Raw genomic sequence first — 14,403 nt, forward strand, 5'->3', positions numbered from 1 at the left:
AATGTGAGCGGAATGATGAAGAATCGTCACTTAGCTAAAGCGATATCCCGGCAAAAGTTCAACGAATTTCTCAGACAGATGGAATACAAGTGTGAGAAGACTGGAATTGAGTTCGTTAAAGTGGATCGGTTTTATCCATCCTCGAAAACATGTAGTTCGTGCGGAGAGATCAACAAGAACTTGAAGTTATCCGACAGAATCTACAACTGCGAGTGTGGGCTAAAAATAGACCGAGATATGAACGCGGCTTTAAATTTAGCTACGTTTGGAACAGGAGCAGCCTAGTCACTACCAAGACACTACTCCTATGTAGGGTTCGTTGTACCCGAATTTACGCCTGTGGAGTGTTATAGCAAACGAGAGTAGCAATCCAGCGAAATCGGACACGGAGAAACAGGAACGAAACAATGCTTATAGATTTTTATAAGTTTTTGGCAACGGATAACTATGTTCAACACAGATTTCTTTAAGAAATTGTTTCATCAACTGAAAACAGACCCAATCCCAGACCTAGCTGCAACGCTCGCCTATTACTTTATGCTTGCCATCTTTCCACTGATGATTTTCGTTCTTGCGATTGTCTCCTTTGTCGATATTGACTACGACGAAGTCTATGTGCTGATTAATGACTACTTCCCTGGCGAGGTTGGGGAAACCTTTACTCAGATCGTCCTCGATACCGTTGGCGAACCTCAAGGCGCTCTTTTTACCATTGGCATTCTCGGCACGCTCTGGTCCGCTTCCAACGGCATCAATGCCTTCATTCGCGCCGTGAACCGTGCCTATAATATTGAGGAAACCCGTCACTTTCTTAAACTAAGAGGAACGTCCATCATTTTAACGATTGGCATGGTACTTTTAGTCGTAATCACACTCGTCCTTCCTGTTTTTGGACAAGTGATTCTCTCATTTCTGGAAGAGTACTTGTTTATCCCGCCGGAGCTTGGCGGCTTATTAAACAATCTCCGTTGGGTGATCGGAGCAGCGATTATGATTGTCACACTCATGTTTTTATACTGGATTTCACCGAACAAGAAGGTGCAGTTTAAGGACGGGTTTGTCGGAGCCTTATTCGCAACATTTGGCTGGCTGGCCATCTCTTTTTTGTTTTCGCTGTACGTTAGCAACTATGGCAACTATGCAAGTACATACGGAAGTATTGCCGGTGTCATCATTCTCATGCTTTGGTTCTTTATTACAGGCATCATCCTCATTGTTGGGGCCGAAATCAACGCGACGCTGCGGCATATGAGAAAAACAGAAAAGAAAAAGGTATAAAACCACATCCAATGGGCATGATGGTATCAGAACTTACTTAACGCTTACTAGAGGAGTGACACAGACGATGAACAAAACGGAATTGATCAATGCACTGGCCGAGCGTACGCAACTCTCCAAAAAAGATGCGACGCAAGCCGTGAATACGATGTTTGACCTCATTACTGAATCGCTAGAAAAAGGCGAAACCGTGCAACTCATCGGGTTTGGCAATTTTGAAGTTCGTGAGCGTGCGGCACGTAAAGGCCGTAATCCGCAGACAGGTGAAGAGATCGACATAGCTGCAACGAAAACCCCTGCGTTTAAAGCGGGCAAACAATTAAAAGATGCCGTTAAATAATAACAGGCAATCCAGCGTTTTTCTTAACCTGGAAAGCCGGTGTAAAATTATTCTTTGCACCGGCTTTTTGCGCGCTTTGACGCAGACCCGCTACCTTAAAAGGTTCAGTCTTCATCAACCCTAGATCCAACCTACCCCTTAAATCCAGAGCTTTTGGCGTATTAAGTGCCCGTCCATTAAAAAGCCGCCACAAGGTACCACACCTCGTAGCGGACACTTCACATTGCTGGTATTTCCGTAAACGTTATCGATTTCTTCCGTGATCCCTTTAGCAAGTACGTCAGTTTTTCGCCCGATTTCACACAAAGCTCAAGCGGTTCTGTGTTGATGCCGTCATTGGTCGCAAAAAGAGTGTGCGTTCCTGCGGGTACTTCAATCGTCATCACTTGCCTGCGTTTAAGCGCTCCTACAAAATGATCGTTGATAAAAACACGGTACTTGCGGGTAAGTGCATAAATTTCTCTTGCGCACTTTATCTCCACATAGGCAGTATCAATCATTTCGTTCTCCTTCCCCATTATTTATGGTACATATGTCTATTGGGTTTACGATTAACAGACTCTCGGGAGGACATGTGTATCGCTATTATATAATGAGAAGCAACGCACAACAAGGGACCACCACGCAAAAAAAGAATTTACTTCTCGAGCCCACAAGCGTAGCGAGCGAGCGTACGGGCCATGACGCCTGTCGCGCCAGCCGGTCCTAGATTGGTGCTTTTGTTCAACCAGGATGTACCAGCAATGTCAAGATGAACCCATGGCGTATCTTCAGCAAAAGCGGCTAGGAATAATCCAGCGGTAATGCTTCCAGCTGGACGGCCAGGGGCGTTGTTCAAATCCGCGACATCGCTTGATCTCACAAGCTTTTCGTATGCCTTTCCTGTAGGGAAGCGCCATACCGGTTCTCCTGTTTTTTCACTCGCCACACTCACGTCTGCCATGAGGGCATCATTGTTGCTCACTGCCCCGGTCGTCTCGTGACCGAGGGCCACTACACAAGCCCCTGTCAGCGTGGCGACATCAATGATGCGTTCTGCGCCCAGCTGCTTTGCGTACGTAATTCCATCCGCAAGAATCAGACGCCCTTCCGCATCAGTGTTACGGACTTCGATGGTCTTGCCACTTAGCGAACGGAGCACATCGCCGGGCTTCATCGCGGAACCGTTAATGAGGTTCTCACTGGATGGGATCACAGCAAGCACATTGGCTGCCGGCTTTTCTTCACCAATGATCGCCATTGCGCCAAGCACGGCTGCCGATCCACCCATATCCCCTTTCATCTCGTGCATATTTGCTCCTGGTTTCAGCGAATAGCCGCCCGAGTCAAACGTAAGTCCTTTCCCAACAAGCGCGGTTACATCCTCCCACGTTTTCTTGCCTTGATAGCGAAGAACGATCATCTTCGGAGGTTGGTCACTGCCCTCGGCCACGCCAAGAAGCGCGCCCATCCCAAGACGTTCCATATCGGCGCGCTCAAGGATGTCTAACTCAAAGTTGTACGTGGCAGCAAGCTCACTCGCCTCATGAGCGAGATCCGTTGGCGTCATCATATTGCCAGGGATGTTGACGAGACGGCGAGCCGCGTTTGTCCCTTTTCCATATGTATATCCACTTCCTGCATCCGATGTGAGTGACTCCGCCCCTTCCTCTGCGTAAAAATGGACCTCTTGTAATGATTTTCTAGTTTCGTTCTTTTTTTCCTTGTAATCAAGCTTTTCATACGTAGTCATCGCGATCGCTTCGCCCCATGTAAACGCCGCTTCCGAAAGGTCGACCTCATCCCCTGTGAAGCTATCAAGGAAAATTCCAACGCTTCTCACTTTCTTACCTTTCAGGGCAAGGCCTAGTTTCCCAGCAGCCTCGCGCAGCTCGTGGACATCGAATTCCTTCCCATCACCAAGATACACCACATAAATTTCGCTCGTGTTCACGTGTCCGAGGGAAAAGAAAGAGGTCCATTCCCCTTCTTTGGTTGGCAACTGCTGATTTTCCTTAAGCGTAGACAGCCCTCCTGCAAGTGCTTCATCAAGCGCGTTCGATAAGCCTTCAAACGACTGTTTTTTCCAAAGACCGACAATCAGCGCGTCATTCTCCGCTGATGCCTGCCACTCTTTGCTCCACTTAAACATGATTCCAACTCCTTCCTTTTCTTTAAGTATATCATACGATCTTTCTCTTCAGTGATTCGTACCTTTCCACCCGTCAAGAAATGAATGTTTTCTGGACGTATGATATACTATACATTCATTCCACACGTGATCGGTAAGCGTATGCTTCCCTTATTGCTATACTTTTAGGAAGAAGGCGAGAACATGGACATCCTTTATAACTTCCCTCTATGGTCGGCACTCCTCGCCATATTGGTTGCTCAATTTATTAAAATTCCGCTCGCTTTCTTTGCGACTCGTAAACTCAACTGGTCGCTCTTCACGAGCACAGGAGGGATGCCAAGCTCTCATTCCGCCGCGGTGACGGCTGTCTCCACCGGCGTGGCGCTTGAGCACGGACTGGATTCTTCCATCTTCGCCGTCTCCGCTGTTCTTGGTGTAATTGTCATGTTTGACGCTACGGGCGTTCGTCGCCACGCAGGGTACCATGCCACCGTCTTGAATCAGCTTGTAACGGATTTTAACCGCCTTGTCGATGAAGTCAAAACATGGCCAAAAAAAGAGAACGAACAAAAGCTAAAGGAGCTCCTTGGGCACCAGCCCATTGAAGTCTTTTTCGGCGCCTTGCTTGGCATTGTCCTGGCGCTTGCGTTCCACGCGATCGTTGCATAGCCAAACACTCCCCTCCAGTTTGCAGAGGGGAGTGTTTTTATTGCAGGACTTCTTTTGATGTCCCGCGCTCTTAATCTAAAATTTGCTGACGAAAGACTTGCTGTGCCTCATCTTCATTAAGAGCATCGAGCTCTTCCTTCGTAATATGCCCATCGCCACGCTTGATGACATACACATCCAACTCCTGTATGCCCCAGTGCTCATAGACGTCATCCACCGTATCATAGAACAAATCAATTTTATTTCCTTTAATGGCAGAACCCGTATCGGCAACGACGCCGTATCCGTAACCTGGCACAAAAAGAACGGTTCCGATTGGGTAAACAGAGGGATCAGCGGCAATCGTTGAATAGAGGTCTCGTCTTACCTCTAACCCAGAGTATGTAATGCCATACGCTTCGTCTCCAGGCACTTTACCTGTCGACTCCGCTCCGGCTGTATAACCAGTGGCCACAACCGTTTCTGCTGGATACCTCGTTACATCGATGGCCTCCTCAAGGTTGGGGGATTGATCCACCTCTGTACCTCCCATGTCTAAAGGAGTTGCCGGAATTTCTTTTTGTGTTAAATTGGTTTCCTTTTTAGCCTTCTCCACATACTTTGGTGGATCGCTAGCAAGATCGAGCTCTTTCAAGCCAATGTTGGTAAACACATGCAGTGTTGCGACAAGAGCGACAATCACCAAGACTGTCATAAACGAGCGACGAGCCAACACCCGCATGTCTAGATTTCCTTTCACAGGACCACACTCCTCTACCTAGAGCATCTCCAGTCCTGGAAGGTTTATTCATTAAAGAGTGAAAAGCGGAGGCGCCCTGCTCACGAGCGACAAGTTCTGGAGCGACGGCAGAATCAAGCCCGGTCTTGGCTTGATCTGGCGGCGTGAAGAAACCTCGAGCGAGTGGGCGCCGCAGCTGGATCAGGAAAAGCGGAGGCGGGTCGAACAGAAGCGAGAATTTTGGAAGTCCTGACAAAGAAATCCCGGGTTTGGATTTCGCGTCAGGACTGAAAAATCTCGAGCTTTTACCCGCCGCAGCTGGATCTTGAAAAGCGGAGGCGGATGATTTTGCCCCTATGTTAAAAACCAGACCTCCTCAAAGGTCTGGCACGTCTGTTAAAACATTTGATACCCTGCCCTGCGCAGCATCTTCATCACGACGCCGGAAACAATTGCTCCAGTAAATCCACTCAGGAGCACCACGACATCTACAGGATGAAGCGAGCGGAGACTTTCGCCAAGGCTTGAGAACGCAGGCCCCGGATTTGTGAAAAACTCACCGTAAGGCACGTCATTCACAATGAACAGAATAATAATCGGATAAATAAAAGCCATCACCCACGTGGCACGCAAAACCATATTTAATAAGAAGCCAATCCCAAAAAACAAAACGAGAAACAGCAAGATTGAGATAACAAACTGAACGATATTCATGTTACACGCTCCTTCTATCAACCGTTATTGTACGAAAAAGCGCTTTCCCCGTCAACTCCTTTAAAACAGTGTGCGTTTTTCGTCAAAGAAACCTAAAAAGCGGAGGAGCCCTGCTCACGAGCGACAAGTTCTGGAACGACGGCAGGATCAAGCCCGGTCTTGGCTTGATCTGGCGGCGTGAAGAAACCTCGAGCGAGTGGGCGCCGCAGCTGGATCTTGAAAAGCGGAGGCGGGTCGAATAAAAGCACAGATGTTGGAAGGCCTTCACTAGCAATCCTAGTTTTTGTGTGTCGGTGCAGGGCTGAAAATCTCGAGCTTCTCCCCGCCGGAGCTAGAGAAAGCAGCGGCCGCTTAGCGACCGCTGCTCATAGCTTGTTTTATAGAGGAAACTTTCCTTTTTTCAAGGCAAGCATAGGCCCGCCAACCGTGAGTAACGCTTTGTTATCAATCATTTTCTTCATAAAGCTTGCTGTCCCACCGTAGATTTTCCTCGAACCGACCACGCCGATGGCTTCCTTGCCTCCAAGCGAAGCAACTGTTCCTTGATTATTAAACTTAAATGCTTCAAGATTGCTTGAGCCTTTAAGAAGTGACTCAATATTTTTCGCTGTCGTCTTCGCCATTTGTGTCGCTATTTGTGCGGTCGGCGGGTACGGGCGGTTCGCTTCTTCATTAATGATCAACGCACAGTCACCGATAATAAAGACGTCATCATGACCAGGTGCTCGCAAATCAGGCTCGACTTTCACCCGACCACGGTTCGCTTCAAACCCAGACTTCTCAATCACTGGATTTCCGCGCACGCCTGTAGCCCAAACAATCGTGTCCGCATTAATTTCTTCGCCTTCGCCGACAATCACACCAGAAGCTGTAACTTCTTTAATCGGTGTATTGATTTTGAACTCAACCCCACGGCTTTCAAGGAGGTTCATGCCATACTCCACAAGTTCGGGGTCAAAACCAGGAAGTGCACTTGGTGCCGCTTCAACCACATACATACGCACGGCCTCACGCGGGACGTCATAACGCTTGCAGAGCTCGGGAGCGCGCTCCGACAATTCGCCAATGAATTCAATGCCCGTGAACCCAGCCCCTGCAACAACAAACGTGAGCACTCCTTCCGTCCTGTCCAGAACGTTATTATAATCAGCAAATTTCAGTTCAATATGTTCCTTCACTTGGCGCGCGCCATCAAGTGTCCACTTGGTAAATGCGTGTTCGTGGACCCCAGGAATGCCAAACGTTTCAGCAGTCGCACCCAAAGCAACGACAAGATAGTCATAGTCCAACTCACCGTTTTTCAGAATTATCTTCTTGTCCTCTTTCTTCACTTCCACAACCTCGTCTTCTACAAAGTTGACGCGGTTTGTATTAAGAAGACTTGAGATTTTCACGCGCGCACGGTCGGGCTCCATGGACCCAGCCGCTGGCTCGTGCAACCATGTGGTTTGGTAATGGTAATCATGTTTATTCACGAGCGTGATGCTAGCATCATTTGCGCCTAGCTTCTTAGAAAGAGTAACTGCGGCGTTCATGCCCCCGTACCCAGCGCCGGCAATGACAATTTTCGCTTTGTTCATCCTTATCACTTCCATCTTGTAATTTTACACTAACGATTCTTTGTGATCTTTTTCACGTTTAATTGTAAAAAAATCTTACACGTTATTATTCGAAAAAACGACACAATCTCACCTATTCCATGATATTCGTTTTTCAAACAAAGATCAACTCTTTCAGCAACAAAAGATCACCTTTTTCATACAAACTTTGTGTTTCTAGGGCGTGACATGTATAATGAGAAAGAATCTCAATTTCGACACGGAGGTGCAGGAACTTTGCCTGAAACAACAGAGCCATTTGATTTAACGATTATTGGCGGCGGACCTGCAGGGTTGTTCGCAGCCTTTTATGCAGGCATGCGGCAAATGAAGGTGAAAGTCATTGAAAGCATGCCACAGCTTGGGGGGCAGCTTTCTGCGCTTTACCCTGATAAATACATTTACGACGTCGCAGGCTTTCCGAAAGTGAAGGCCCAGGACCTCGTCGATCAACTTACTGTACAAGCCCAGCAATTTAACCCTGAAATTGTGCTGGAAGAAGCGGTTCAGTTGCTAGAAAAAGCAGACGATGGCACCATCACTTTGGCATCGGACAAAGCCACGCACACAACAAAAGCCGTTCTTATTACAGCAGGAGCAGGAGCTTTTGCGCCAAGGAAGCTTCAGCTTGATAACGCAGCAGAGTATGAAGAGAAGAACTTGCATTACTTCATTCGAGATTTAACAGCCTTCACCGGCAAACGAGTAGCGGTCATTGGCGGCGGCGACTCAGCTGTCGACTGGGCGCTTATGCTTGAGCCAATTGCCAAAGAGGTAACGCTCGTTCACCGCCGCGACCAGTTTCGTGCCCATGAACACAGCGTTGAACTTTTGAAGAAATCAAGCGTGCAAACACTGACGCCTTATCAAACTGTAGAGCTTGAAGGAGACGGCGATGCGATTTCCTCCGTAACGTTCCAAGAAGTCAAGGGCGAGACGACCAAGAAGCTCGACGTTGATGAAGTCGTCGTCAATTTCGGGTTCGTTTCCTCCCTAGGTCCCATCAAGGAATGGGGGCTCGACATTCACAAGAATGCCATTACCGTTAATTCTAAGATGGAGACGAATATTCCGGGCGTCTATGCCGCCGGCGATGTCAGCACCTATGAAGGTAAAGTCAAATTGATCGCTACCGGTTTTGGGGAAGCCCCAACCGCCGTTAACAATTCGAAGGTATATGTTGACCCTAAAGCCCGCGTCTTCCCGGGACATAGTACAAGTCTATTTTAATTTTGGCCGCGTACGAAGAGTGCGCGGTTTTTTTGTGCATACCGAATTTTGGAGACCTGACAAAAGAAATCCCGCACTTGGATTATGTTGTCAGGGCGAAAAATCTTGGTGCTTTCTACCCGCCGGAGCTAGACAATAAAAAAAGGAATGGCCGATCGCCACCCCTCTATGCAAACCTCTTTGCTAGCTCTTCAACTTTCACCACTAACCGATGATCCTCATCTAGATCCGCAATTGAAGCAAGTGTTGGTCCGTATCCACGATCACGCACCATTTCTTGGAGCTTCTCACTTTCTTCGTCCCCTTCAACGGCAAAATCAAGGGCATTGTAGATCGACTGTACAAGCGCTTGCGGATACTCGTCTTTTTCACAGAGTACGCGCGCAGGCTTAACGAGTCGCTCATTAGCGCCGAGTTTGCGGATCGGACCGCGCCCGACACGATCAATTAAATCCTCTACATGTGGATTTTGAAACCGAGTGATCGTTTTGTCGATATACGATTCGTGCTCATCGCCGTCGATTCCGTATTCATCAACAAGCATTGCTTTTGTTTCCGTTAAGCTTCCGCGCATCAGATGCTTGATCTCATCATCATGCAGTGCTTCTCTAATCGTTCTATACCCAGCATGATGGCCGGCATAGGCAACCACAGCATGTCCAGTGTTCACGGTGAACAACTTTCGTGCGATGTACGGATCGAGATCATCCACCACTAGCGCTTCTTTCACCCTTAGCTCTCCTTTAAGTGCAGGTCCTTCGACCACCCACTCAAAGAACGGTTCGACGGTGACTGCTAGGATATCGCTTGAAGCGACATTGGGTACAATTCGATCCACAGCGGCATCGGCGAATCCAACAAATGGTTCTAAACGGCTCGCTTCTTCATCAGAAAGAGCAGCTAGAATCTCTTTTTTTAAACCTGAAGTCGCGCGGATCGCATTTTCACAGGCGATGACATTCACTTCCTTGCTCCCTGTACGCTCAGCCAAGCCTTTGGCAATCGTTGGGGCGATCCCCTTTAGAAGGGTCGGACCAACGGCTGTTGTGACAATGTCTGCCTCCTTCAGTGCGGCGAGAACACCTTCTTCGTCCTCAGCGCTGTTGAGACCTCGCACATTTTTTACCTTCTTCGTCTTTTTCTTTTCCCCAGCGACTGTGACTTCGTATTTTCCTCGTTCGTTCAGCGCATCAATCACGTCCGCTTTGATATCGACAAAAGTCACCGAATAACCGGCCTCCGAAAGAAGGGCACCGATGAACCCGCGTCCGATATTCCCAGCCCCAAAATGAACAGCCTTCATTACGCGTTCACCTCTGAGAAGAAGTCAAGAACCTCATCTTCTGATTTCGCTCGCAGGAGCTTTTCAACGTTTTCCTGTTCTGAGCAGGCGATCGCAATCTTGGAAAGAATAGCGAGGTGCTCGTCTCCTTTTCCGGCGATTCCGATCACAAGGCGAACCTCTTCTCCGCCCCAATCGATTAGATGGTCATATAAAAGTACAGACAATCCAGACTCTAGCACCTCTTCGCGCGCATCCTCTGTCCCGTGCGGAATGGCGAGGAGATTGCCCATGTACGTGGACGTCACCTCTTCACGGGCGTGCATTTTGTCAATGTAGGTTTCGGTAATATAGCCTTGTTCCGCGAGTAGTTCGCCTGCTTCTGTTATGGCTTCTTTCTTCGAAGATGCTGTTGCCGATAGTCGAATATTGGCTGCTTTTAAAATTGAACTCATATAGATTCCACTCCTTCTTGTATAAGCGCGACGATATAGTCGCGGCATTTCTGTTCTAAAAATCCGTAGACCTCTTGCTCTGAGCCGGTTTCAAAAAGAGATGTTTGTTCCCTTGAGCCGACGAGCAGCATGCTCACATAACTCATAAACGCAAGTGCTTGCTCCCCTGTTTCCTCTGGAGCGAGCATCACAATGATCCGCCGCACCCTCTCCTCCTCAGAGCCCATCGAGGAGACGAATTCCCATTGATTGAGATTTATGATGCGAATTACAGGCGTTTGCACATCAGTCGTGCGTGTATGAAAAAGGGCGAGCTCGGTTTCGGGGATTGCCAGTCCTCCTAGTGTCTCCCGCTTTAGAAGCGCCTGATACACAGCTTCCGCTTGCAGAATGTGACCTCTTTTTTCTAGATCCGCCAAACATTTCTGTACACCCTCGCGCACGGTTGCTGCTTCTTCTATCATGAACGAGGTGAGTACGTCGTAGATCGCTTTGCTGACCGAAGTTACATGTACGAAGGTAGAAGGACCCGTCCGTTTTATCTCCGAATTGTACGCTCGACTCCCTTTTTCTCTCGGCTTGAGCGAATCAATAAAAGTGCGAACTCGACTCACTTCCTCTGTCGTTAACACTGGACTTACATGGAGAGCCTGCTTGTTTTGTTCAAGCCGAACGGTTGAGAGCAATAAATCGTAATCCTCAAGCCGATAGCGATCCATTTCAAACAGTGACACGTTCGTAACCTTAGTAATTTCCGGAAACTCCTGTTCTATCCGACTCGCGAGCATTCTCGCCGACCCTATCCCGCTCGAGCAAACAACAAGCGCAGAGAAAGAGCCGGACTCCCTGCGTCGTTCCAACACGGCTCCAAAGTGCAGGGCAATATAGGCCACCTCCTCATCTGGAACAAGGAGAGGGGCAAAGGCTTTTTGAACTTGTTTCCCAACACTTGCAAACAATGACTGGTAGTCCTTTCGGATTCTGTCCAGTAATGGATTGGTGATTTTCATTTCCTGACGAAGTCGATAGAGCGCAGGCTTTAAATGGGCAAGCAACCCTTGCAACAGCGTCGGGTCATCCAGGACTACTTCCAGCTCTTCCTCAACGCCGGCGATCATCTTCTTAATTCGGCCGACGAGTTCCGCATTTGATTCCTCAAAGTGCAAAGGTCTCGCCTCTGCGCTCTTGGCTCCGCGAAGATGCATGACAATGTAGCCGATCTCCGCAGGTGGGATGGAAATGGCAAACACCCGCTCTAGCTTCTTGCCTAGCTCTACCGCTACTGGATAGGCCTCTTCATGCTCCAGAGCTTCCAACTGGCTGGTGTCCATTTGGATCCGTTCCCCTTGCCGAATCCGCTCAATTGCTAACGTAAGGTGTACAATCAGGCCAATATAAGACTGATCGGCCATTGGTCCAAGCATTTGTGGCTTCAACGGCTCGACCGTTTTCACCACAAGGCGAATCGTGTGGATGTCAACGAAGTGTAATAGACGACTGGCGATCTCATGTTCCAGCTCTTTTTCAGTCGAGGCGTAGACCGTTTGGTAAAAGGTCCCCTCATTTACGTTATCGGCGATGATCCTGCTCATTGCTCGGCGTAGATTCGTTTCTGAGCCAACGATCTTAACCCCGTATCCGCGCTTGCGTACAAGCTGCAAGCCGAACAGCTCGAGCCACTCCACCACTTTGCTAAGATCATTGCTTACTGTAGCCTGGGTCACGTTCAACTCTTTGGCTAACGCAAATAGCTTTATCGGTTCACGGTTATCCAACAACGTCGCAATTAACAAGCTCTGACGCTCCTCCGGTGTAAAATCAGCCGGATGCGCATAACGCAACACATTCTCCAGTTGATCCTGTTTATGCAAGGGGCCGTTTACCCGCCATTGATCTCGTTGATCTCGTTTCAACATCAAACCGTAGCTTGCTGCGATTTTTTTCAAACCTTTCAAGTCTCGCTGAATGGTGCGGGGGCTGACAGCAACCGATGTTGCCAGCTCCGAAAGCGTCAGGCCTTCATCACTCTCAAAGAGCGCAAGTAGAATGAGACGCTCTCTCGCTGAGATGTGCACCGTCACCCCTCCCTCCGTTTACTTCAAGCGATTGATTAGTTCATTATACTTAGGACTGTTTAAGAAGTTTTCCACCGAAATGTGTTCTGCATCCGGCCGCTTTTCTTTCGCACGGTCTGTTAAGTCCTTGTGCGTAATGATGATGTCCGCACCCTCAGGCAAGCTGTTAATCGCTGTGTTCGAAACGTGAATGTCCGCAATTTCCGCTTTCTTCAACTTGTCTTTTAACAGAGAGGCCCCCATTGCACTGGAACCCATTCCTGCGTCACAAGCGAAAACAATCGTATCGATATTCTCGGGTCTCGCTTCTGTCACGGCCCCTGCTTTCTCTTCATTCCCCTTTAGTCCTTCAATAATCTCGTTATAACGGGGGCTGTTCATAAAATTGTCAACGGAGACATGAATCGCCTCTGGTTTCTTCTGCTTGGCACGATCCGTTAAATCTTTATGGGTAATAATCAAGTCAGTATCATCAGGGATATTGCTGATAGACGTGTTCGAGACATTAACATCGTGAATCTCTGCTTTCTTCACACGGTCTTTCATGATTGAAGCACCCATCGCACTGGAGCCCATTCCCGCATCACAAGCAAAGATGATCTTGGAAACGTCGGCATAGCTTGACGTTTTCTCCGTAGCGCCAGCAGAATTCGAGGCAACGCTGGTCCTCTTGCCTTTCATCGACTGCATTTTTTCGGTAGCCTCGGCGATGTCTTCACTATCTCCCCTACGATCTAGCTTCATAATGAGGGAAGCAACAATGAAGGACACCGTCGTTGCCATCAGCACACTAAGAATGACACCGAGATAACTATCTGTAGCTGTTAGAAGCAAGATCGATATAATACTTCCAGGAGAGGGCACGCTGACAAGACCTGCATCAAATAGCGCAAGTGTGAAGATCCCGCTCATCCCGCCGAGAATCGCTGCGATAATTAGCATTGGTTTCATTAGAACATAAGGGAAGTAGATCTCATGGATCCCTCCTACAAAGTGAATCAAACCCGCCCCGTAAGAGGAAGCTCTCGATGCCCCTTTTCCAAAAACCATATAGGCTAATAGAATTCCAAACCCTGGACCAGGATTGGCTTCAAGAAGGAACAGAATGGACTTCCCTTGTTCTGCAATCTGACCACTAGCAATGGGACTAATAATTCCATGGTTAATGGCATTGTTTAGGAACAAGACTTTTCCTGGTTCTATAAAAATGCTGACAAGCGGGAGCGCCCCCCAGTTCACCATCAGTTGTACACCTGCTTCGAGAATCTCCGTAAACACAGTCACGAGAGGGCCAATCGCAAGGGAACCAAACAACGCTAAAAGGGCTCCTAAAATTCCCGCGGAGAAATTGTTGACGAGCATCTCAAATCCTTGTTTCACCTTCCCCTCCACAGCTTGGTCGAATTTCTTAATCAACCAACCGCCTAAAGGGCCCATAATCATCGCGCCAATAAACATTGGAATATCCGCGGCAACGATCACGCCCATGGCAGCAGTAGCCCCAACGACCCCGCCACGAAAATCGTGAATCATCCGCCCACCCGAAAAGGCAATGAGCAACGGCAGTAAATACAGAACCATTGGATCAACAAATGCAGTAAATAGCTCTATCTCTGAAGGCACAGCAATCGCTGTAAGCATTCCCCAGGCAATGAATGCACCAATGTTCGGCATAATCATCCCGCTTAAATGACTTCCAAACTTCTGCACGCGAGAGCGAATGCTCTTCTTTTCTTTGGCCATCAGCCAAACAGCTCCTTTTGATAAAATGTGTGTATGTCTATCTTAAGGCGCTGCTAGTTTGCCCGGCAATGAAAGGAAAATGCATTTTCGTCATGGTCTTTGCGACAAAATTAAAGCAGCCTATCCACTCTCTACATAAAAAAGACCCTCTTAACGTTGGTTTTACGTCAAGAAGGTCCGTTATTAAC

14 protein-coding genes are annotated in these 14,403 nt (G+C 48.3%); 5 read left to right on the forward strand and 9 right to left on the reverse strand.

Annotation, left to right across the window (positions count from 1 at the left end; translation table 11 throughout):
- The 3 genes from AVZ68_RS17320 to AVZ68_RS17330 all read left to right on the forward strand — a co-directional run.
- The coding region (locus AVZ68_RS17320) for an RNA-guided endonuclease InsQ/TnpB family protein (RefSeq protein WP_157404699.1) at positions 1 to 285 on the forward strand (285 nt) is incomplete at its 5' end.
- A 162-nt stretch (positions 286 to 447) separates the two neighbouring features.
- Entirely contained in the window at positions 448 to 1,278 is an 831-nt protein-coding gene (locus tag AVZ68_RS17325; RefSeq protein WP_059105840.1) for a YihY/virulence factor BrkB family protein, read from the forward strand.
- A gap of 67 nt (positions 1,279 to 1,345) precedes the next feature.
- Positions 1,346 to 1,618 (forward strand): HU family DNA-binding protein, encoded by a 273-nt coding sequence (locus tag AVZ68_RS17330; RefSeq protein ID WP_059105841.1) that lies wholly within the window; start codon positions 1,346 to 1,348, stop codon positions 1,616 to 1,618.
- 218 nt (positions 1,619 to 1,836) lie between these two features.
- On the opposite strand, the gene AVZ68_RS17340 is transcribed toward AVZ68_RS17330, so the two are convergent.
- Complete coding sequence (locus AVZ68_RS17340) at positions 1,837 to 2,118, reverse strand: hypothetical protein (RefSeq protein ID WP_059105843.1); 282 nt, start codon at positions 2,116 to 2,118, stop codon at positions 1,837 to 1,839.
- A 137-nt stretch (positions 2,119 to 2,255) separates the two neighbouring features.
- On the reverse strand, positions 2,256 to 3,749 hold the full coding sequence (locus AVZ68_RS17345; protein WP_059105844.1) for a leucyl aminopeptidase: 1,494 nt from the start codon (positions 3,747 to 3,749) through the stop codon (positions 2,256 to 2,258).
- A 183-nt stretch (positions 3,750 to 3,932) separates the two neighbouring features.
- Between AVZ68_RS17345 and AVZ68_RS17350 the strand changes: the two genes are divergently transcribed.
- On the forward strand, positions 3,933 to 4,400 hold the full coding sequence (locus AVZ68_RS17350; protein ID WP_059105845.1) for a divergent PAP2 family protein: 468 nt from the start codon (positions 3,933 to 3,935) through the stop codon (positions 4,398 to 4,400).
- Between the two features lie 70 nt (positions 4,401 to 4,470).
- Here the strand turns inward: AVZ68_RS17350 and spsC are convergent, their stop codons facing one another.
- From spsC to AVZ68_RS17365, 3 genes are all read right to left on the reverse strand, one after another.
- A complete protein-coding gene (spsC, locus tag AVZ68_RS17355; RefSeq protein ID WP_059105884.1) occupies positions 4,471 to 5,121 on the reverse strand; it encodes a stationary phase survival protein SpsC in 651 nt (216 codons plus the stop codon).
- A gap of 393 nt (positions 5,122 to 5,514) precedes the next feature.
- A complete protein-coding gene (locus tag AVZ68_RS17360) occupies positions 5,515 to 5,832 on the reverse strand; it encodes a YuiB family protein (RefSeq protein ID WP_059105846.1) in 318 nt (105 codons plus the stop codon).
- A 377-nt stretch (positions 5,833 to 6,209) separates the two neighbouring features.
- Positions 6,210 to 7,412, reverse strand: a complete 1,203-nt coding sequence (locus AVZ68_RS17365) for an NAD(P)/FAD-dependent oxidoreductase (protein ID WP_059105847.1) — start codon at positions 7,410 to 7,412, stop codon at positions 6,210 to 6,212.
- 255 nt (positions 7,413 to 7,667) lie between these two features.
- On the opposite strand from AVZ68_RS17365, the gene AVZ68_RS17370 reads away from it, so the two are divergent.
- Positions 7,668 to 8,660: an NAD(P)/FAD-dependent oxidoreductase gene (locus tag AVZ68_RS17370; RefSeq protein WP_059105848.1), complete on the forward strand. Its 993-nt coding sequence runs from the start codon at positions 7,668 to 7,670 to the stop codon at positions 8,658 to 8,660.
- A 166-nt stretch (positions 8,661 to 8,826) separates the two neighbouring features.
- Here the strand turns inward: AVZ68_RS17370 and AVZ68_RS17375 are convergent, their stop codons facing one another.
- Genes AVZ68_RS17375 through AVZ68_RS17390 form a run of 4 tightly spaced genes read right to left on the reverse strand, consistent with a single transcriptional unit; the run spans position 8,827 to position 14,215 of the window.
- Entirely contained in the window at positions 8,827 to 9,963 is a 1,137-nt protein-coding gene (locus tag AVZ68_RS17375) for a mannitol-1-phosphate 5-dehydrogenase (RefSeq protein WP_059105849.1), read from the reverse strand.
- Entirely contained in the window at positions 9,963 to 10,397 is a 435-nt protein-coding gene (locus AVZ68_RS17380; protein WP_059105850.1) for a PTS mannitol transporter subunit IIA, read from the reverse strand. The genes AVZ68_RS17375 and AVZ68_RS17380 overlap by 1 nt, the downstream gene beginning before the upstream one ends.
- Entirely contained in the window at positions 10,394 to 12,472 is a 2,079-nt protein-coding gene (locus tag AVZ68_RS17385) for a BglG family transcription antiterminator (RefSeq protein WP_059105851.1), read from the reverse strand. Before AVZ68_RS17385 ends, AVZ68_RS17380 begins: the two co-directional genes overlap by 4 nt.
- An 18-nt stretch (positions 12,473 to 12,490) precedes the next feature.
- The gene (locus tag AVZ68_RS17390) at positions 12,491 to 14,215 is read right to left on the reverse strand and encodes a PTS mannitol transporter subunit IIBC (RefSeq protein WP_059105852.1); all 1,725 of its coding nucleotides are present in this window, start codon (positions 14,213 to 14,215) and stop codon (positions 12,491 to 12,493) included.
- Positions 14,216 to 14,403: the final 188 nt, after the last annotated feature.

The sequence above is a fragment of the Shouchella shacheensis genome, assembly GCF_001484965.1.
GTDB lineage: Bacteria > Bacillota > Bacilli > Bacillales > Bacillaceae_D > Shouchella > Shouchella shacheensis.

Bases quoted from the DNA above. Each gene is read 5' to 3' on its own strand.
- AVZ68_RS17325 (WP_059105840.1), top strand. From the start codon at position 448: ATGTTCAACACAGATTTCTTTAAGAAATTGTTTCATCAACTGAAAACA.
- AVZ68_RS17330 (WP_059105841.1), top strand. From the start codon at position 1,346: ATGAACAAAACGGAATTGATCAATGCACTGGCCGAGCGTACGCAACTC.
- AVZ68_RS17340 (WP_059105843.1), bottom strand. From the start codon at position 2,118: ATGATTGATACTGCCTATGTGGAGATAAAGTGCGCAAGAGAAATTTAT.
- AVZ68_RS17345 (WP_059105844.1), bottom strand. From the start codon at position 3,749: ATGTTTAAGTGGAGCAAAGAGTGGCAGGCATCAGCGGAGAATGACGCG.
- AVZ68_RS17350 (WP_059105845.1), top strand. From the start codon at position 3,933: ATGGACATCCTTTATAACTTCCCTCTATGGTCGGCACTCCTCGCCATA.
- spsC (WP_059105884.1), bottom strand. From the start codon at position 5,121: ATGCGGGTGTTGGCTCGTCGCTCGTTTATGACAGTCTTGGTGATTGTC.
- AVZ68_RS17360 (WP_059105846.1), bottom strand. From the start codon at position 5,832: ATGAATATCGTTCAGTTTGTTATCTCAATCTTGCTGTTTCTCGTTTTG.
- AVZ68_RS17365 (WP_059105847.1), bottom strand. From the start codon at position 7,412: ATGAACAAAGCGAAAATTGTCATTGCCGGCGCTGGGTACGGGGGCATG.
- AVZ68_RS17375 (WP_059105849.1), bottom strand. From the start codon at position 9,963: ATGAAGGCTGTTCATTTTGGGGCTGGGAATATCGGACGCGGGTTCATC.
- AVZ68_RS17380 (WP_059105850.1), bottom strand. From the start codon at position 10,397: ATGAGTTCAATTTTAAAAGCAGCCAATATTCGACTATCGGCAACAGCA.
- AVZ68_RS17390 (WP_059105852.1), bottom strand. From the start codon at position 14,215: ATGGCCAAAGAAAAGAAGAGCATTCGCTCTCGCGTGCAGAAGTTTGGA.